The organism is Micromonospora sp. NPDC048986 (assembly GCF_040649335.1).
GTDB lineage: Bacteria > Actinomycetota > Actinomycetes > Mycobacteriales > Micromonosporaceae > Micromonospora > Micromonospora alfalfae.
The window spans coordinates 251,436-269,421 of sequence record NZ_JBEZFJ010000005.1 but is presented as its reverse complement, the minus strand read 5'-3'; the positions used below and the strand labels follow the sequence as shown (position 1 = coordinate 269,421).

15 protein-coding genes are annotated in these 17,986 nt (G+C 70.5%); 7 read left to right on the top strand and 8 right to left on the bottom strand.

Annotated elements, in window-relative coordinates:
- The first annotated feature begins 115 nt into the window (after positions 1-115).
- Both AB0B94_RS13495 and AB0B94_RS13490 read left to right on the top strand, forming a co-directional pair.
- Positions 116-1,576 (top strand): SDR family oxidoreductase, encoded by a 1,461-nt coding sequence (locus AB0B94_RS13495; RefSeq protein WP_091406888.1) that lies wholly within the window; start codon positions 116-118, stop codon positions 1,574-1,576.
- 40 nt (positions 1,577-1,616) lie between these two features.
- Positions 1,617-2,093, top strand: coding sequence for a heme-degrading domain-containing protein (locus tag AB0B94_RS13490; RefSeq protein WP_112584538.1), 477 nt, complete (start codon positions 1,617-1,619; stop codon positions 2,091-2,093).
- A 44-nt stretch (positions 2,094-2,137) separates the two neighbouring features.
- Here AB0B94_RS13490 and AB0B94_RS13485 read toward each other — a convergent pair whose 3' ends face one another.
- Positions 2,138-3,514, bottom strand: coding sequence for an FAD-dependent oxidoreductase (locus AB0B94_RS13485; protein ID WP_357276171.1), 1,377 nt, complete (start codon positions 3,512-3,514; stop codon positions 2,138-2,140).
- Between the two features lie 237 nt (positions 3,515-3,751).
- Here AB0B94_RS13485 and AB0B94_RS13480 point away from each other — a divergent pair, with 237 nt between their 5' ends.
- The gene (locus AB0B94_RS13480; RefSeq protein WP_357276166.1) at positions 3,752-5,128 is read left to right on the top strand and encodes a serine hydrolase domain-containing protein; all 1,377 of its coding nucleotides are present in this window, start codon (positions 3,752-3,754) and stop codon (positions 5,126-5,128) included.
- 86 nt (positions 5,129-5,214) lie between these two features.
- Entirely contained in the window at positions 5,215-6,543 is a 1,329-nt protein-coding gene (locus AB0B94_RS13475) for an alpha/beta hydrolase (RefSeq protein WP_357276162.1), read from the top strand.
- Positions 6,544-6,603: 60 nt separating this feature from the next.
- Here AB0B94_RS13475 and AB0B94_RS13470 read toward each other — a convergent pair whose 3' ends face one another.
- Complete coding sequence (locus AB0B94_RS13470) at positions 6,604-7,824, bottom strand: MFS transporter (protein ID WP_357276158.1); 1,221 nt, start codon at positions 7,822-7,824, stop codon at positions 6,604-6,606.
- 41 nt (positions 7,825-7,865) lie between these two features.
- Here AB0B94_RS13470 and AB0B94_RS13465 point away from each other — a divergent pair, with 41 nt between their 5' ends.
- Positions 7,866-8,975, top strand: a complete 1,110-nt coding sequence (locus tag AB0B94_RS13465; protein WP_357276151.1) for an ROK family protein — start codon at positions 7,866-7,868, stop codon at positions 8,973-8,975.
- A 94-nt stretch (positions 8,976-9,069) separates the two neighbouring features.
- Here the strand turns inward: AB0B94_RS13465 and AB0B94_RS13460 are convergent, their stop codons facing one another.
- Both AB0B94_RS13460 and AB0B94_RS13455 read right to left on the bottom strand, forming a co-directional pair.
- Positions 9,070-9,453 carry a MerR family transcriptional regulator gene (locus tag AB0B94_RS13460; protein WP_357276144.1) on the bottom strand — a complete coding sequence of 128 codons (384 nt, stop codon included), beginning with the start codon at positions 9,451-9,453 and terminating at the stop codon, positions 9,070-9,072.
- Between the two features lie 140 nt (positions 9,454-9,593).
- A complete protein-coding gene (locus AB0B94_RS13455) occupies positions 9,594-10,844 on the bottom strand; it encodes a L,D-transpeptidase (protein WP_357276141.1) in 1,251 nt (416 codons plus the stop codon).
- A gap of 203 nt (positions 10,845-11,047) precedes the next feature.
- On the opposite strand from AB0B94_RS13455, the gene AB0B94_RS13450 reads away from it, so the two are divergent.
- Entirely contained in the window at positions 11,048-11,584 is a 537-nt protein-coding gene (locus tag AB0B94_RS13450) for a hypothetical protein (protein ID WP_357276137.1), read from the top strand.
- 229 nt (positions 11,585-11,813) lie between these two features.
- Positions 11,814-12,947, top strand: coding sequence for a DUF1996 domain-containing protein (locus AB0B94_RS13445; protein WP_357276132.1), 1,134 nt, complete (start codon positions 11,814-11,816; stop codon positions 12,945-12,947).
- Positions 12,948-13,151: 204 nt separating this feature from the next.
- On the opposite strand, the gene AB0B94_RS13440 is transcribed toward AB0B94_RS13445, so the two are convergent.
- From AB0B94_RS13440 to AB0B94_RS13425, 4 genes are all read right to left on the bottom strand, one after another.
- Positions 13,152-13,430, bottom strand: coding sequence for a hypothetical protein (locus tag AB0B94_RS13440; protein WP_357276755.1), 279 nt, complete (start codon positions 13,428-13,430; stop codon positions 13,152-13,154).
- A gap of 511 nt (positions 13,431-13,941) precedes the next feature.
- Positions 13,942-15,153, bottom strand: a complete 1,212-nt coding sequence (locus AB0B94_RS13435; protein ID WP_357276124.1) for a helix-turn-helix transcriptional regulator — start codon at positions 15,151-15,153, stop codon at positions 13,942-13,944.
- A 287-nt stretch (positions 15,154-15,440) separates the two neighbouring features.
- Positions 15,441-16,418, bottom strand: a complete 978-nt coding sequence (locus tag AB0B94_RS13430) for a hypothetical protein (protein WP_357276118.1) — start codon at positions 16,416-16,418, stop codon at positions 15,441-15,443.
- A 32-nt stretch (positions 16,419-16,450) separates the two neighbouring features.
- Complete coding sequence (locus tag AB0B94_RS13425) at positions 16,451-17,980, bottom strand: plastocyanin/azurin family copper-binding protein (RefSeq protein ID WP_357276114.1); 1,530 nt, start codon at positions 17,978-17,980, stop codon at positions 16,451-16,453.
- Positions 17,981-17,986 lie beyond the last annotated feature (6 nt).

The following is a 17,986-nucleotide window of genomic DNA, read 5'->3' as shown; positions in this document are numbered from 1 at the left end:
ACCACGCCGGACGGCCGTGAGGTGCGTCGGAGGCGGTGAGGCGCGTACCGTTTCGGGTCGGACTTGGGGCGGACCGGCTGGAGCCGGCACGGGATACGGGACGAGACAACGACGCATGACGGTGGACAACATTACCGAAAACGGTCAAGAGGGCATTGACCGAAGCCGGCTGGAGGCCTGCCTCAGCGTCTTCGAGGCGTTGGAGGCGCTGCCCTCCGACCACCCCGACGTGGTGCAGGTGCAGCGGGCCACCGCCCGGCTCTACAAGGTGATCAAGCAGCGGCGGCGGGAGGAGCGACGGGACGCCATCCTCGCCGCCGACCGCGCGGTGACGGAGGCCACCGCCACCGGCGCTCCCGGGCGGATCGACGACGAGACGCAGGGCATTCCGCTCGCGTCCTCCGTCGCCGGCGAGACTGCCGGCTTCCTGCACAATCCCCGCGGCTGCTACGTCTGCAAGCAGCGCTACCGCGAGGTGGACGCCTTCTACCACCAGCTCTGCCCGTCCTGCGCCGCGTTGAACCGGGAGCGCCGCGACGCCCGCACCGACCTGACCGGCCGGCGTGCGCTGCTCACCGGCGGCCGGGCCAAGATCGGCATGTACATCGCGCTGCGGCTGCTGCGCGACGGCGCGCACACGACGGTGACGACCCGGTTCCCGCACGACGCGGTCCGCCGCTTCGCCGCGATGCCCGACAGCGCGGACTGGCTGCACCGGCTGCGCATCGTCGGGATCGACCTGCGCGACCCCGCCCAGGTGATCGCCCTGGCTGACGACGTCAGCAGCCAGGGCCCCCTCGACATCCTGATCAACAACGCGGCGCAGACCGTCCGCCGGTCCCCCGGGGCGTACGCGCAGCTCATCGCCGCCGAGGCCGCGGCCCTGCCGGACGGCCCGCTGCCGGAGCTGATCACGTTCGCCAAGCCGGACGGGCAGGGCGGCCCGGTGGGCAGCCTGACCGCCGGGCCACAGTCGACAGCGCTCACCCCGCACGCGCTCACCGCGCTGGCGCTCACCAGCGGCTCGGCCTCGCCGGAACGGATCGCGGCGTCCACGGCCATCGACGCCGGCGGCCTCGTGCCCGACCTCGACTCGGTCAACAGTTGGGTCCAACGGGTCCAGGAGGTGGACCCGGTCGAGCTGCTCGAGGTGCAACTGTGCAACGTCACAGCGCCGTTTGTCCTGGTCAGCCGGTTGCGCCCGGTGATGGCCGCCGCGTCGGCCCGCCGCAAGTACGTGGTGAACGTGTCGGCGATGGAGGGCCAGTTCGGCCGCGGGTACAAGGGGCCGGGGCACCCGCACACCAACATGGCCAAGGCGGCGCTGAACATGCTGACCCGCACCAGCGCCGAGGAGATGTTGACCGACGGCATCCTGATGACCAGCGTCGACACCGGCTGGATCACCGACGAACGTCCGCACCCGACGAAGATGCGGCTGGCCGACGAGGGCTTCCACGCGCCCCTGGACCTGGTCGACGGCGCGGCCCGGGTGTACGACCCGATCGTCCGGGGCGAGCAGGGCGAGGACCTGTACGGCTGTTTCCTGAAGGACTACGCGCCCTGCGCCTGGTGATCGCCCCGATGATCGCCTTCGCACGATGAGGAGAAGAGACATGTCAGCTGACCGTGAGTCGTGGCCGACGCTGGACGAGCTGCTGCGCGAGGAGAACGAGCTGGAGCTCGCGGGCCTGTCCGAGACCGACGCGTACGAGCTGGGGATGCTCGCCGTCACCGCCGCGACCGAGCAGCGGCTGCCGGTCTCGGTGGGTGTGTGGCGGGCCGGGCGGCAGCTGTTCCACTGTGGCCTGCCGGGGTCGACGGCGGACAACGACGCGTGGCTGCGCCGCAAGGGGCGGGTGGTGATGCGGTTCGAGCACTCCTCGCTCTACATGGCCCGGCTGTGCCAGGACAAGCAGGTGACGCTGGCCGAGCGGTTCGGCCTGCCGGCCTCTCGGTACGCGGCGGCCGGGGGCGCGGTACCCCTGCGGGTTCGCGGCACCGGTGTGGTGGGCTGGGTCGGTGTCTCCGGGCTGCCGCAGCTGGACGATCACCGTTTCGTGGTCGACATCCTCCGCAAGCTCCCCCGGTAGAGCGTTCCCGGCGGCCTCGCAGGCGAGGCCGCCGGGTCACTCGCTCAGCGTGCGCGCCGGTTGGCGCGCAGGGCGCCCAGGAGCACGCCGGGGCGGGCCAGCGAGTGCGGGTGTTCGCGCATGGAGACGACGTCGTTGAACCGCCGCGCGGTCGCCACGTCGGTGATGGTCGCGGCGATGACCTGGCTGCTGGCCCAGCGGGAGAACCGGTAGCCGCGCGGGTAGGGCCCGTCCACGTGGGGCAACGCCAGGTCCGCCGAGGTGGAGAGCGACCAGGCGGCGTCGACCACCACCTTCTGGAGCGCCAGGTAGTGGCGCGCGGGCGCCCGCAGGTCCGGGCCGGACCGGAGGTACGTCGACAGGCAGGCCGCGTGCAGGGCCGACGCCGTCATGCCCTGCCCGTACACCGGGTTGAACGACGCCACGGCGTCACCGACACTGATCAGGCCGGCCGGGAACCGCTTGAGCGCGTGGAAGTCCCGTCGTCGACTGTCGGCATGGTGGTAGGTCTGGACGTCGCCGATCATCTCCTGGTCGGCGACCTCGCCGAACTCCGGCGGGAACTGCTCGCGCAGCCGGCGGACGAAGTCATCAGCGGTTCGCCCCGGACGGTCGTCGCCGTAACCGGCCATCATTGCCATCCACCGACCGTCCTCGATGGCGAAGAACGCGGCCCCGGCCACGTCCACCGCCGTCCTCGGCGTGTTCAGGGCCAGTACGACGGTCGAGGCCGGGGTGACCTCCGGGCGGCGGAACAGGGCGGTCGCGTAGTTGAGGTGCACTGTCATCCGCCGGGTGACCGGTCGGTCCCAGTCGGCCTGCTCCAGCCAGTCCGAGAGTCGGCTGGACCGCCCCATGGCGTCCACCACGAGGTCAGCGCGTTCGACACCGGGCACCCCACCGACCTCACAGCGGACCCCGGTGACAGCGGTGCCGTCGAACACGAGGCCGGTGGCGCGGGCGGTGATCGTCTTGACGTTGGGCAGTCGGAGCACCTGCTGGCGGATCAGGCCTTCCAGCAGCGGTCGACTGCCCGCCAGACTGTCGGCGTCGTCGGGGACGACGACCTTCAGACGCCCGTCGAGGTAGTTGCGCCGGGCCGTGGGCGGCGCCTCGACCGCTCCGCGTTTCAGTGCCTCGTCGCGGAATCCGGGAAACAGGCGCTCCAGTTGGAAGAGGCCGCCGGGCAGCAGCGCGTGCAGCTGCGTCCCCTGGGGTACGCCGGGCCGCGCGCCGGTGACCTGCGGGTCGTCCCGGTCGATGATGACGACGCTGTCGGCGTGGTCGGACAGCACCCGGGCGGCCAGGAGACCGGCGACACTGCCGCCCACCACGACGGCCGTGCCCATCGTCGGGGACGGCTGCTCAGGGGGTCGAGCCGCATTCAGCTCTGCGAAGACCCGGGACGGGGAGAGGGACATCGTGCTCTCCAAGGGGGTAACGGGGTGTGTGCCCTCCCCCGGTCACTGTCCGCGACCGTGCGCGGACAGACCGGTGGACGGTAGGTCGACGTTTTGCCCGCCGATCGTCGCACAATCATCTGAACGGCAACCGGCTGTGTCTGCCAGATGACCACCTGTTGACCGATGGGCCGGACGCGTCCGACGTTCGGACCGGTCAGGTGGCGCGTCCTCCGGCCGGCTGTCACGATCTCCGGCATGCCCGTTGCACGTCGAACTCTGCTCGGGGCCGGCCTGGCCGCCGCGACCACCGCCCTCACCGGTTGCGGTGCCACCGGCACGCCGAACCCCGGTTCGGCCGGCCCTGGCGACGCGACGACCGGGACGGGCGCCACCGGCAGCCGGGTCGGATTTGGTCCGGCGGGAGACGCCGGGCCACCACTGAGGGCACCGGACGCACCGGTCGGCGGCAACCCGCCAGTCCGTCAGGCCGGCTACGCGCAGGACGTGACAGCCCTGCTCCGCCGACACCTGCCCGCGACCCCGCAGACCGTGCAACACAAGGGTTTTCCCGGTGCGGTCGCTCTCGTCGTGGTGGGCGGAAAGGTGACGGTGCACACAGCGGTCGGTGAGGCGCTGCGTTATGCGGCGGGCCCGAAGCTGCTCGCGGCGAACCAGCGCGTCGCGATGCGCCGGGACTCCATCTTCGACCTCGCCTCGGTGACCAAGGTGTACACGGCCATCCTGCTGTTGCAGCAGGTCGACAAGGGCCGTGTCGACCTCGGCGCTCCGGTGCGCGACTACCTGCCCGCCTTCACCGGCGCGGGCAAGGAGCGGATCACCGTCGAGATGCTGCTCACCCACACCAGCGGTCTTCCCGTCGGCGCCACTGTCACCGGTCTGCCCGACAACGCGGCCCGCTGGAACGCCGTGCTCGGCACGCCGCTGGTCTCCGGCGCCGTTCCGGGGAAGACGTTCCGTTATTCCAGCGTCGGGCTCATGGTCGCCGGCAAGATCGTCGAGAAGGTCACCGGCCAGCGGCTCGACCAGGCGCTCAAGACCAACCTGACCGGCCCGCTCGGCCTGCGCGACACCGGCTTCAACCCGAACAGCTGGCTGTCGGGCGCCGCGAAGGCCAGCCGACTGGTCGCCACCGACGCCCGCTCGTCCAGAGGGCTGCTCCGTGGCGTCGTCCACGACGACGTCGCCAACCACCTCGGCGGCATCGCCGGTCACGCCGGCATCTTCGCCTCCGCGACCGATCTCGCGGCCATCGGTCAGCTGCTCCTCAACGAGGGCGCCCACCAGGGCAAGCGGATCCTCGCCGCGGCGACGGTGCGCCGGATGCTCACCAACCACAACGCCGGCAAACCCGCCATCGACCCCGAGCGCCCCAACCGGACCTCGGCGCACGGCCTCGGCGTCGTCCTCGACCAGAGCTGGTTCATGGGGAAGCTCGCCTCGGCCCGGACCTTCGGCCACACCGGATTCGCCGGCCCCTCGCTCCTGGTCGCGCCCGACCGCAAACTCGTCCTGGCGCTGCTCACCAACCGCGCGCACCCCAACTGGAGCTGGTCGAACCCCGACCCGGTCCGCGCCGCCGTCGGCGACCTGCTCGCCACGAAGGTGAACTGACTGGCAGGTGTGGACCATCGCGCCCCACCCTGACACGATACTTGCGCTAGTAGTGCAAATACTTCGTCCGTCCTGGTGGAGGATCGATGCACACATCTCGCCGGAGCCTGCTCTCCGTGGTGGCCGGGGTCGCCCTCGCGGCCAGCCTGTCCGCAGTCGCCGCTCCACGCGCCGCCGAAGCCGCCGCCACACCGACACACCGTCCAGTGATCTTCGTGCACGGCAGCGCCGGGTCGGCGGCGCAGTTCGAGACCCAGGCCAAACGGCTGGCCAGCAACGGGTACCCGATCGACATCGTCGAAGCCCACGAGTACGACTCGCCGAACGTCGCGACGATCCTTCCCCAGGTGTACACGGGACTCGACGCCCGGATCTCCCGCCTGCTGGCGGCCACCGGCGCGGACCGGGTCGACCTCGTCGCGCACTCGCTGGGCACCTTCGTCTCGCAGGGCTATCTCAACAGCTCACCGGAGCGTGCCCTCCGGGTCGCGCACTACGTCAACCTGGACGGGCGCACCGCGACCTCCCCGCCCGGTGGTGTGCCCACCCTCGCCATCTGGGGGGAGGGTGACCCGGCCCGCGCCGTCGTCGGCGCGACAAACGTGCACCTGCCTGAGCAGTCGCACACCCAGACCGTGTCGTCGGCGGAGTCGTTCACCGAGATCTTCGGCTTCCTCCGGGGCCGAGCACCCCACACGACGCGGATCGTGCCGCAACTCTTCGGCGCCGCCCGGGTCTCCGGCCGCGCCGTGCTCTTCCCGAGCAACGTCGGTGTCACCGGCGCGACCCTTGAGGTCTACCCGGTCAGCCCGCTGACCGGCGGCCGGCTGTCACACCGGCCCGCGCATCGGCTGCCACTCGGCGGCGACGGCTCCTTCGGCCCTCTCCCGGTGCTCGCCACGGCCCGCTACGAGTTCGCCATCGTGCGCCCGGGCGCCGCGACGCACCACTTCTACTTCCAGCCGTTCCTCCGCTCGGATTCGTTCCTGCGCCTGGCGACCAGCGAGCCGGGCGAGGGCCTCAGCGGCCTGGTCGAGACCAGCGACCGGCACACGGCGCTCACCATCCAACGGCAGAAGGAGTGGTGGGGCGACCAGGGCGACGCCGGCGACCGCCTCTGGATCAACGGCAGGGATGTCCTGAACGCCGCGAACACGCCGCGCGCCAAGCGGACGATCGGCATCTTCGCCTTCGACGACGGCAGCGACGGCGTCACCGACCTGACGGCCCCGTTGCCGGAGTTCTTCAGCCAGACCTTCATCACCGGCATGGACGTCTTCATCCCGGCGACGCCGGCACACAGCGGCCTGGTCCGGATCACAGTGGGCCAACGCGGCGGCGGACACGAGGTGATCAACGTGCCCAACTGGAGATCGAGCACCGACCGGGTGACGGTCAGCGTGGACGACTTCTGACCGCGTCTCGCGGACGGCCCGGCCACCTCCGGTCGAGACGGTGGCCGGGACCCGCTCGCGTCAGATGGTGGCCGGGACCCGCTCGCGCACGCGTCGCCCGACGGCGAAGCTGACCAGCCCCAGGATCAACCCGGCGACCGCCAGGACGACGCCCACCCGGGCCGGCGCGAGGTAACCGAGTCCGGCGGCGATGGCGACGCTGCCCAGCGCGGCGCCCAGGCTGTTCGCGATGTTCATTGCCGACTGGTTGACCGCCGCGCCCATCAGTTGCGCTCCCGGGGCGACGGTGATCAGGCGCGCCTGCAGGACCGGACCGAGATACAGGCTTGTCGCACCGACCAGGAACGCGCCCACGAACAGACCGACGCGGGTCGACGCCACGAGGCTGAACACGGCGATGCTCACGATCATCGCCACGAACCCGATGACCATGCTCCGCTGGAGGTCGCGGTCGGCCAGCCAGCCGCCCAGGGCGTTGCCGACGGTCATTCCCAGACCCACGGCGACCAACGTCCACGGGACCGTCGCGGCGGAGAGGCCTGTGACGTCGGTGGTGACCGGTGCGATGTAGGTGTTCACAGCGAAGAAGCCGGCGAAACCGACCGCGCCGGTCGCGGCGACCAGCCAGACCTGCGAGGTCCGCAGCGCCCGCAACTCGGCGGCCGGCGAGCCGTCGACAGCCGCGGCGACCTCCGGAACGACCGCCAGCACCGCCAGCAGGGTGAGCAGGAAGAAGCCGGCGATGACCAGGTACGCGACCCGCCAGTCGACGGCCTGCCCGAGCCGCGTGATGAGGGGTACGCCGACCAGGTTGCTCACTGTCAGACCGCCGAGCACGGTGGCGAAACCACGGGCCTCGTTACCGGGACCCATCAGGGTCGCCGCGAGCAGGCCGGCCGCACCGAAGTACGCGCCGTGCGGCAGCGCCGCCACGAACCGGGCCACCAGCACCAGGTCGAAGGTGGGGGCGAGCGCGGACGCGACAGTGCCGACGGCGAACAGCACGAGCAGCCCGAGGACGAGCTTCTTGCGGGGCAGGCGCGCGCTCAACGCGGCGATCAGAGGCGCGCCGACGACCACGCCGAGCGCGTACGCGGTGATCATCCAGCCCGCCCGAGCGACGGCGTCCGACGACGACTGCGCGTACTCGTGCGGGAGCAGACCGCGGGCGATGTCGGGCAGCAGCCCCATCGCCACGAACTCGGTCAGGCCGACAGCGACGCCGCCCAGTGCCAGAGCAGCCAGCGCCGCCAGCCGTCGACCTCTACTCAACTCGATCACCGAAAAAATTTAGCAACAGCGTTGCGTAATAGGGTGGTGAGATGACTCGCGTCACTGCCGACGTCAGCTTCCTGCGCGGCTACAACGAGGCACTGGTCATGACGGTGGGGCGCACGGCTCGCACGTTCGAGCGCTCGACAGTGGTCGAGGCCACCGGCCTGACACCACAGGCGGTCTCCAAGGTCATCGCCCGGCTGACCGCCGGCGGCCTGATCCGCCCCGCGGGCGTCCGGCGGCCGGGCATCGGCAAGCCCGCGACCGTCTACGAACTCGTCCCGGACAGCCGGTACGCGATCGGCGCCCACGTGGCCCGACGCACGCTGCGGCTCGTCCTGGTCGACCTGGCCGGCACCGTGCGCCACTCGGCGGTCAGCCCACTGCCCCGCGACTTCACGCCGGAGCAGCTCCTCGACGCCCTGAGCGTCGGCATCGACTCGATGGCCGGCATCGGCGACCTGCGGAGCCGGCTCACCGGGCTGGGCATCGGCATGATCGGCCCACTCGACCACGCCAACGGCCTGGTCCGGGACGCCCACGGCCTGCGGCACTGGCACGACGTACCGCTGCGCGAGATCGCCGAGAAGCGCCTCTGCCTCCCCGTCCACCTGGACAAGGACGTCACAGCAGGGATCACGGCCGAGGCCTGGCGGCACGGCGCGACGTTCGGCGACGCCGCCCTCATCATGGTCGAGTCCGGCATCGGCGGTGGCTTCTGGCTGGGCGGCGCGGCCCACCGGGGGGCGCACACCAACGCAGGCGAGTTCGGCCACACTGTTGTCGACCTGACCGGCCCCCGCTGCGTCTGCGGCCGGCACGGATGCCTGGAGATCGTGCACCAGCGCGCCGCCGCGGCCGGAGACGTCGCACAGGCCGCCCGCGTGCTGGCCGTCGGGGTCGTAAACCTGCTCCAGACCCTCGACCTCGCCCACGTGGTGCTGGCGGGCGCGGACCTCCTCCGGCACCCACAGACCTATCTCGCGGCGGTCACCGAGGCCGTCGGCGCGGACGCCCGGCGCGCGGACTGGCTCAGCACCAGGGTGGCCCTGTCCAGCCTCGGCGCCGACGTGATCGCCGCGGGCGCCGCCATGCAGGTTCTCGACCAGCATCACGGCATCCCGGAGCTGGCCCATTCCTTGATCGTTGGCGGCTGAGCAGCTCGACGCGCCGAGCGACGCCCGCCGAGCTGCCACCGATCGCCGCGAGGTCGGACGGCGGCGGGTGGCGACAGCGCCATCGGCCGCGTCGTTACGCCGCCGGGGCTGCGGTGTCCGTTCGGGTGCAACCGCTGGCCGGGCTCTCGCTGAGCGCGATGACCTCGTCGAGCCGCTTGCGCGCCTGCCGGAGTTGAGTGATCTGCCGATCGATGCGGTCGCGTTCGGCGCGGAGCATGGCCCGCGACTGCGGTGTGTTGACCTTGGCGTCGACGCAGGGCAGCAGGTCCAGGATGGTTCGGCTGGACAGGCCGGCGGCGTACAGCATCTGGATCAGGTACACCCGGTCGACCGCGTCGTCGAGGTAGTGGCGCTGGCCGCCACTGCTGCGTGCGGCAGAAAGGAGGCCCTGCTCCTCGTAGTAGCGCAGGGCTCGTACCGACACCCCGGTCTTCGTGGCGAGTTCCCCGATCCGCATCGACCCCTCCCCCGGCCGGTGACGCCAGCCACACAGCCTCTTCCCTCACGTACGCGTCAGGTTCACCGTAGCTCGTACGTCATGGCCCGGAGGGTAGGGCTGCCGGGCAACCGGCGAGAGCCCGCCGGGTGCCCGGTGGTTCACCCTCCGGAGCCGGACGGCCCCGGCGCCGGCACGCCACCGGCGACCGCACGCGCAGGCGGGGCCGGGGCCGGGGCCGGTCGAAGATCCGCGGGTACGGGCAGTGCGCTGCCCTTGACGAACTGGCCCCAACTGGTGTTCCAGGCCGTCCAGCCGTTGCCCGACTGGAGCCGGACCTCGGTGCCGGTGACGGTGACCAGGTCACCGACCTGGGTGACGCCCATCAACCAGTCGGCGTTGGCCGCCGAGATGTTCGTGCAGCCGTGCGAGACGTTGCGGTGTCCCTGATCCGACACCGACCAGGGTGCCCCGTGGATGAACTCGCCGCCCCAGGTGAGCCGTTGCGCGTCCTTGACGTTCACCACGTAGCCGCCGTTCGGCTCGCCCCGCGTGTCGAACGTGGTGTTCTGGTGCTTCTCCATGATCACCATCTTGCCGCTGGACGTTGGCGTGCTGCGCTTGCCGAGGCTGACCGGGATCCTGCGGATCAGCTTGCCGTCGCGCAGCACGCGCATCTGCTTGGTGGCGTTGTCGACTTCGAGCGCCACCTGCCGTCCGATCCGGGACGTCGCGGTGCGGTCGGCGTCGCCGACCTGGTCCTCGCCGATCGGCAGGCCCTCAAGGCCGGCCCGGACACTGATGGTCGTGCCGGGCCGCCAGAAGTCGGGAGCCCGGTAGTAGACCTGGCTGCCGTCGTCCACCCAGGACCAGGCGCCCGGTTGGGCCGGCGTCGTGGTGACGAACAACCGACGCTGCACGTCGGCGCGGGCTGCCCTGGCGATGGGCGGATCGAAACCGATGGTCACCGGCATGGCAGTGCCGTACGTCTGCTCGTCGGCGAAGTACAGGGTGCTGGTCACCTGCGGCTTCGTCGACGCGGCCGCGGTGGTGAAGGTGGTGGTTCGGGTGGTGGTGCGCCCGGAGTCGGCGGTGGCGGTCACCGCCGCGGTGTAGGTGCGCTGCGGCCGCAACGGAGCGGTAGGCACCCAGGCCGAGCCGTCCTCGCGCGGCTCCGCCCGGACCAGCGTGCCAGTGTCGTCGACGATGCGCACGGCGGTGATCTCTCCGCCCGTGACGAGCGGAACCACCTCGGCGCTGAGCGGCACGTTCCGGGAGAGATCGGCGGGCGTGAGGGTCAGTTCGGGCGATGGCACCACCCGCTCGGCGGGACGCACGGCGGCCTTCCGCTCGGTCGTGCACCCACCGAGGACCAGCGGTGTCGCCGCGACGGTCACCGCCACGAGCGCCATACGCCTTCGTAAACCCATCGAACGTCCCCCGGCTTCCGCGTGTTCCGTGGCGGCAATTCTCTCCGCGTCGACGGCGCGCTGCGCTGTTTCCGGAAATCAGGCCGCGAAGGGGGGAACCCTTCGCCGCGACACGCGTCGGCAGCGCCTCCCTTTCGTGATCCTCGGGCCATCGAAGCGTGATGCTGTGATGGAAGGCTGCCGACATGGGCAGAAGACGACGTCCACTGATTCTGCTGGCGCTCCCCCTCCTCCTCTTTACCGCCTGCACCCCGCCGGACGAGCCGCTGGTCGCCCTCGCCGTCCAGGACGGCCGGCCGGTCGGCGTGCTGGTCACGTGCGACGACGATTTCGCGCAGCTCGGCGTGTTCGAAAACGACCACCAGGGTGAACCGGGCCAGCGACCACTGATCCAGTGGGACGTCAGCGGCCAACCCACGACCGAGGTCGTGGAAGTCACCCTGTTCGGTCAACCACCGGAGGGCTGGGAGGTCGACGAGCCGGTCGACTTCCCAGGGCCTGAACCAGGCGTGGAGGTGGACGTCCAGTTGCTCACCGAACTGCGCCCTGGAGTCACCTACACCCTCGACGGGTCAAGTCGCCGTAAGGCCATCTCGGTGGACTTCACCCTCGCGGACCTGCCGCGCATCGGCCCGGACCACGTCTTGGCGCCACGCGGGCATGACGACACGAAGGTCATGTCCCGGGACGCCTTCCTGCGCAAGGCACGCGACAAGTGCTGAGCGGAACGGCGGTCGGGGATCCGGCAGGAAAGCAGAGTGCCGCCGCGGCCGCCGATTACGGTTTTCGGAGAGAAAACAAAGAATTGAGATTGAGCCGATACCGCGCCGGCTCCACAGCGCCGACCAGGCAATCGCTGAGCGCTATTTAAGGGAGAATTAATCGTTTCACCTGGAAACGAGCGGGGGGTCGACTCGTATTCTTCCCTCTCGGAAGAAAGGTGCGCCCCCGTTGATAAATCTCCGATCCACCCCTCGACACCGTCGTTCCGTCACCGCACTGCTGCTGATGAGCGTGGCGCTCGCCGGCGGATGCAAGGAGGCGCCGGGCACGCCCGGCGCGTCCGGCCCGTCCAGCGACACCGGCATCGGTTCGTCCGACCCTCAGCCGCCGACGGCCACCGCCCCGGGCGACCCGTCGGCCACGCCGAGCGCCCCGGGCACCTCGGCCACCCCGTCCGCGCCGGGCAAGCCAAGCCCGGCGTCCAGCGCCGCCCCGCCCACCGCGTCCGGCGGCTGGATCACCATCGACGCCGCCGCGCAGGCCGCCGCGACGAAGGCGTTCTTCGCGCGCAAGCCCAAGCCGGTGACCGGCAACCCCGTCAAGGTGCCCGAATTCAACGTCGGCTGTACGACCAGCCACCACAACAGCGACGATCCGATCGTGCTGCCGAAGCTGGTGGGCGGCTCACACAACCACACGTTCTGGGGCAACAAGTCGACCGACGCCAACTCGACAGCCGAATCGCTGCGGGCGTCCACGGCGACCACCTGCAACTCGCCGGACGACCAGTCCGCCTACTGGGTGCCGACGATGTACCAGAACGGCAAGGTCGTGGACCCGAAGGAGGTGACCGTCTACTACGGTTCCCGCCTGAAGGACCCGAGCCGGACTCAGCCCTTCCCGTTCGGCCTGCGAATGATCACCGGCAACGCCAAGAACCAGGTCGACACCCCGGACAAGCAGGGCAACCACTTCTGGTGCGCCGGCATCGGCGGCGAGATCGGCCGCAGCGCCGACAAGACGTTCCCGGTCTGCGCCAAGACCGCGAACATCGTCCGGCAGATCACCTTCCCGGACTGCTGGGACGGCAAGCACCTGGACAGCCCCGACCACAAGGCGCACATGGCCAACGGGGACCACACCGGGGCGTGCCCGAAGAGCCACCCGGTGCCCGTCCCCTCGGTGTCCTTTGTGATCTCGTACCCGTTGAGCGCGAACACCGACGGCATCACCCTCGCGTCCGGCACGTCGTTCTCGATGCACGCGGACTTCTTCAACGCCTGGAAGGACGAGGCGCTCGCCGCACGGGTGCGCAACTGCCTCGACCAGGGCGTGAAGTGCAACTCGGCCGGCAACTTCTGAGCTGACCCGGCCTGAGTGCCGTCGCCGATCGGCGACAGCGGGCGGCGAGGTCTCCGGTGCACGGTTCAGCTACCAGGTCGAACCGGACGCCGGAGACCTCGCGTGACCAGCTACTGGCGCGGCAGGCCGACCGTCCGACGCCGGCACCGCCCCGCAAGCACGGGCCGGGCGGCGGCGACACGGGCCCGGCCAGGGCGTCCGTCGCTAGGGCTTGGCTCGGGCGGACTGGCACGGTTGCTGCACTGCTGGATTCGGCAGCTCGGCGTCCCTGGTCCATCCGAGGAATCGGCGGTGCAGTACACCGGCCGGTGTCCACTGCATGTCCTCGGTCGCCTGCACCAGGTAGGACCCGAGGTAGAGCGCCAGCGACACCGGAGCATCCGCGTACTCCGCGCGCAACTCACGCTTGCGGGTCGCGCAGGGCCAGGGCAGGCCGCAACCACCGCAGCTCCAGATCGGCATGACCGGGCCGTGGACGGTCATCGCGCACCCGCCAGGAGGCCGGCGGCGCTCGTCGGCGTCCGCCGACCGGTCGCCCATCCGACCTGCCAGCAGGGGTACGACGTGAGCCATGCCCACGTCGCCCGGCAGCCGCTACTCCTGCCGTCCAGCCCTCCGACACGGACCGCGATCAACGCCTTCTGCTGCCGACTACTCACTGCTCACCTTCCGGTGGCCAGTGACCACGACTGATCGGAATCCGGTGCCGGGCACGGCATGGCAGGTCTGCTCCGCAGCGGCAAACACGCCGCCAGAGCCGCCACGACCACACCGGCTTGTGCCTGCGGGCGAGAGTCAGCGCGGTGGCCGAGAGGTATTCGTCATACGAGACGCGCCGCACGGACTCTCCCTCGTTCGAGCACGAGGACGACTTCCCGCCCTCGACGCTGAGGGGACGCGGCGACCAGGCGATACCCGCACCACCCGCCGCATCCCGTGAGCAAGAAGCTACGGTGAGTCGCGGGACGGAATGGGTACGGTTTCTACCCCTGAATCACGAGAGCAGCCCGACCTTGACTGCGAGGTCACGGGCGTCGTCACGGGTGGAACGGGGGCCGTCGAGCAGATCCAAGGTGATCTGGCGGGCGTACCCATTGAAGCGAATCGTCTCCGGGGCCGACTCGTACGCCTGTCGGAGGGTCGACACGGCAGCTTCCTTGTCGTCTTTGCCGTAGTGCGCCCGCGCGACCTCGATGAGATGGCGTGCCCGGCGCGGCCTAGACGGGATCGCCGCGGAATCATGACGGCGCGCCTGTCGCACCGCCTCACCGGACTTCTGCAACTCCACCGCCACTGTCACCGCATGAGCGCCCATGATGACCTGCGAGAACGACGTCTGCGGCTGATAGAAGGCCGTTGGCAGGCGCTGCGCCACCCGATCCGCGCGATCCCAGTACCGCCAGGCCCTACCTTCCTCACCAGCGCGGGCGGCGGTGTAGGCGGCCTCAAAGTTCAACGCACCCCAGAGCGCGAACAGATTCGTGTTCCCGTCGGCAGCACGCGACTCCAGCGCCGACAGGAGGTCCACTGTCACCGCCATCGCGGTGTCCCAGTCACCGGCATCCCGATGCACCTGGCACAGGAACCACCCCGCGCACGCCACCGCCTCCGGGTCGCCGGACTCCTGCGCCGCTACCATCGCCCGGTCCGCGACCCGCCACAACACCTCGGCGGCGGGCTGATAGGCAAGGAACATCTGCGCCAGCCCAAACGTCTCCGCCAACAGGGCCTGAGCCTGCCGACGCTCATCACCCTCGTATGCCAACGCGGCGCGCTGAACGTCACGCAGCAACCCCGGCAACAACCCGCCCAGCACGGTGCGGTGATCCGACGCCTGATGACGCGCACGCCACGCCATCGCAAGCCGCCCCCGCAGGCTCGTCAACGACTCCGGGGAAAGCTCGTCGGACATTGCGAAGCGGTTCACCGCGTCCCGGACGGACGCCAGCGCCGGGTGCTCCGGCCCGTTGACCACAGCGGACCGGGCCCCCAACTCGCCGGCAAGGGCAGACACCTCGACCTTGAGAGCACGCGCGATCCGGTCCAGCATGTGGATGCGCGGCGGCAGGATCCGATCGGTCTCCACCGCCTTGACCCACTCGGCGCTGCGACCGACCAGCCCGCCGAGCACCGCACGGGTCTTCCCGGACCGCTCACGGTAGACCTTCAACCGCTGCCCGAAAGTCAGTTCCGGCAAGGAATCCATCCCGAACCTCCTCAGAGGGCGAAAGCACCAGCCGTATCCAGGGCCAACGTTGCATCAACGCTACCGACCAGCCAAGATCCTCATAACCCCTCGCCTCAACGTTCTGGGCGCTCCGGCTGACCCCGTCCGCACTCATCTCTGACGTTGGGGTTTGTCCGTCGCTGGTCAGCTCCGCGTCGTGGGCACACCGCCACGCAAGCGCGGCTCGCGACGGTCCGACCCGTTACGACGGCGGTGGCCGATCACCCCCACGGTTCGGGGTGACCGGCCACCGCCGCGTCGATCGGTCAGAGCCGGGCTGCGCCCGCCTCGGTGGCCTCCTGCACCGCCGAGGTACGGCGGACCTCGGCCCGCTGGTCGCCGGCCTCTTCACGATTTGGAGCGGCCACCCGCGCCGCCCGGTTGGTGGTCGACGCCGCCTGGTCACCGGTCACGCCACCGCGGATCCGGTTGTTGGCGGCCACCTGGGCGACCGGGTCGTTGCCGGTGACAGTCAACTGGCCGTTGATGATGTTGTCGTCCACCGTGACACCACCGGTGGTGCTGGTGATGCTGACGTCAGCACCCCAGTAGCCACCGGAGGCGCAGCTGTCGAGCCCGCCGTTCGGGCCGACCTGCACGCCGCCGAGGTTGCCGGCGAACGTGGCCTTGCCGCGCACCGCACTGCCGCACACGACACTGCCGGTGGCGCTGTTGAGCACCGACAGCGTGCCGTCCACGAACGAGTCGTGCAGGTCGGTGTAGTAGGTGCCGGTGCTGCTGACGTTGCGCTCCACCTGGGTGCCCCCGTCGAGCCGGACCTCACCGGCACCGACAGTGACGTTCCCGGCGACGGTCGCCCCCTCGGCGAACAGGAAGCTGTCGATCGTCGCGCTGCCCTTCGGCCGCACTGTCACGGTGCCGGTCCGGGCGTCGGAGAGGAAGATGCCGTACCCCCCGGCCGCGAGCACCACCTGGCCGTCGACTGTCGTGTCGGTGGCGTCGAGGTACCCGTCGGCGGCGACGCGTACCTCACCGCTGACCCGGCCACCGGTCACCACCAGGTTGCCCCCGGCTGCGACGGTGACGTTGCCGGTGATCGTGGTGCCGGTGAGCGCGCAGGATTCGCCGGCGGGGACGAGCAGGTCGTTGGGCACGGTCACCGCGCCGCCGGTGCCGATGCAGTGGGTGACCAGGTCGGCGTGCGCGGTGGGTGCCACGGCCAGCACCGAGGCCGCGATGAAGGCGCTCACTGTGGCGAGCTTGGCGACGGTACGTCCGGGCATCGGGGTACTCCCTTTCGGTGAGGTTCGAGGACTCATGCGCCGACGTCCGATCGGGCCGCGGCCCGGACGATGGCGCCCTGCTGCCGCCGGTCGAGCGTGCCGCCGGTCACGAGCGCGGCGGTGACCGCTTCGACGTGGCGGACGAACTCGGCGTGGCCGGGGTAGTCGGCGTGTTCGTCGATCAGATCGTTGATGGTGCAGCCGTCGCCGGTGTCAACGTTGGCCACACCGGTGTCACCGCCGTCGATGATCACGGTGGCCCGGGTGTCCGAGTCGGGGCAGCGGTCGGCGTCGTCGACCACCACTGTGAACGACGTCGACTGCTCGGTGGAGGAGTTCCCCGCCGTGTCGGTCGCCCGGTACTTCACTGTGTGCGCGCCGGGTGCGCGGACGGCGACCGGAGCGGTGTACGCCGTCCAGCCCCCGGCGTCGAGCGCGTACTCGATCTTCGCCACGCCGGATTCGGCGTCGGTGGCCGTGACGGTGACCGTCGCGCCGCCTACGTATCCGCCGTCGTCGTTCCGGTCACCGGCCACGGTGGCGGCGACAGTGGGTGGAGTCGTGTCCTCGGCCTGCGGTTCGACCACCGTGAAATGTTCCATCTGCTCCGCCGACGTGTTCCCGGCGACGTCGGTGGCCCGGTAGTGCAGCATGTGCATCCCGGCCGCGTTGACCACGATCGGGTTCGTGTACGCGGTGAAGGCCGCCCCGTCCAACGAGTACTCGATGGTGGCGACGCCGGATCCGCTGTCGGTGGCGGTCAACGTGGCGGTGGCCGTACCGATGTAGTTGCCGTCGCCGTCGCGGTCGCCGGCCAGTGCGGCAGTGACCACCGGCGCGGTGGTGTCCTCCTCCCCCGGCTCGACGATCCGGAAGGCCACCGAGCCGACGGCGCTGGTGTTGCCGGCCTCGTCGGTGGCGCGGAACTGCACCGCGTGGTCGCCGATCGCTGTCACCCGCACCGGCTCGGTGTACGGCAGGAAGCTCGTGTCGTCGACCTGGTACTCGACGGTCTGGACCCCGGAGTCGGCGTCGGTGGCCGTCACTGTCACAGTGGCCGCGCCGAGGTAGTTGCCGTCCTGGTCCTGGTCACCGGAGACCACGGCGGTCACTGTCGGCGCGGTGGTGTCGCCACCGCCACCGCCCTCGGTGACCACCAGCTCACCGACCATCGAGCTGTGGCCGGGAATCGAGCAGAAGTACCGGTACCGGCCCGGGGTCAGCGTCACTGTCGCCTGATGGCGGCCGTCGTTGGCGTCGAACGGGCTGGCCAGGATGTTGAGTGTGACGTCGTGGTTGTAGCCCTCGGTGCTGGTGTCGAAGGTCAGGGTGTGCGGCATCCCGGTGGTGTTTCCGGTTGCTGCGCTGTTCTCCCAGATGATCGTGGTCGCTCCGGCCACCGCCGTGGTGGGCGCGGACTTGTATCGGGTGATGCTGTCGTCGGCGGTCCAGGTCAACACCTGGTCGGCGGCGACGCGTGGGGCGGCGGAGGCGGGCACTGCGGCCAACGGGATCACCGTGAGCAGGAGCGCCGCCAGCGCGGCCTTCAGTCGTCGGGTCATCGTCTC

Excerpts from the sequence above, each read along its gene's own strand:
- AB0B94_RS13485 (WP_357276171.1), bottom strand. The coding sequence starts at position 3,514 with ATGTCCCTCTCCCCGTCCCGGGTCTTCGCAGAGCTGAATGCGGCTCGA.
- AB0B94_RS13480 (WP_357276166.1), top strand. The coding sequence starts at position 3,752 with ATGCCCGTTGCACGTCGAACTCTGCTCGGGGCCGGCCTGGCCGCCGCG.
- AB0B94_RS13440 (WP_357276755.1), bottom strand. The coding sequence starts at position 13,430 with ATGACCGTCCACGGCCCGGTCATGCCGATCTGGAGCTGCGGTGGTTGC.
- AB0B94_RS13435 (WP_357276124.1), bottom strand. The coding sequence starts at position 15,153 with ATGGATTCCTTGCCGGAACTGACTTTCGGGCAGCGGTTGAAGGTCTAC.
- AB0B94_RS13425 (WP_357276114.1), bottom strand. The coding sequence starts at position 17,980 with ATGACCCGACGACTGAAGGCCGCGCTGGCGGCGCTCCTGCTCACGGTG.
- AB0B94_RS13460 (WP_357276144.1), bottom strand. The coding sequence starts at position 9,453 with ATGCGGATCGGGGAACTCGCCACGAAGACCGGGGTGTCGGTACGAGCC.
- AB0B94_RS13465 (WP_357276151.1), top strand. The coding sequence starts at position 7,866 with ATGACTCGCGTCACTGCCGACGTCAGCTTCCTGCGCGGCTACAACGAG.
- AB0B94_RS13495 (WP_091406888.1), top strand. The coding sequence starts at position 116 with ATGACGGTGGACAACATTACCGAAAACGGTCAAGAGGGCATTGACCGA.
- AB0B94_RS13450 (WP_357276137.1), top strand. The coding sequence starts at position 11,048 with ATGGGCAGAAGACGACGTCCACTGATTCTGCTGGCGCTCCCCCTCCTC.
- AB0B94_RS13490 (WP_112584538.1), top strand. The coding sequence starts at position 1,617 with ATGTCAGCTGACCGTGAGTCGTGGCCGACGCTGGACGAGCTGCTGCGC.
- AB0B94_RS13455 (WP_357276141.1), bottom strand. The coding sequence starts at position 10,844 with ATGGCGCTCGTGGCGGTGACCGTCGCGGCGACACCGCTGGTCCTCGGT.
- AB0B94_RS13430 (WP_357276118.1), bottom strand. The coding sequence starts at position 16,418 with ATGCCCGGACGTACCGTCGCCAAGCTCGCCACAGTGAGCGCCTTCATC.
- AB0B94_RS13475 (WP_357276162.1), top strand. The coding sequence starts at position 5,215 with ATGCACACATCTCGCCGGAGCCTGCTCTCCGTGGTGGCCGGGGTCGCC.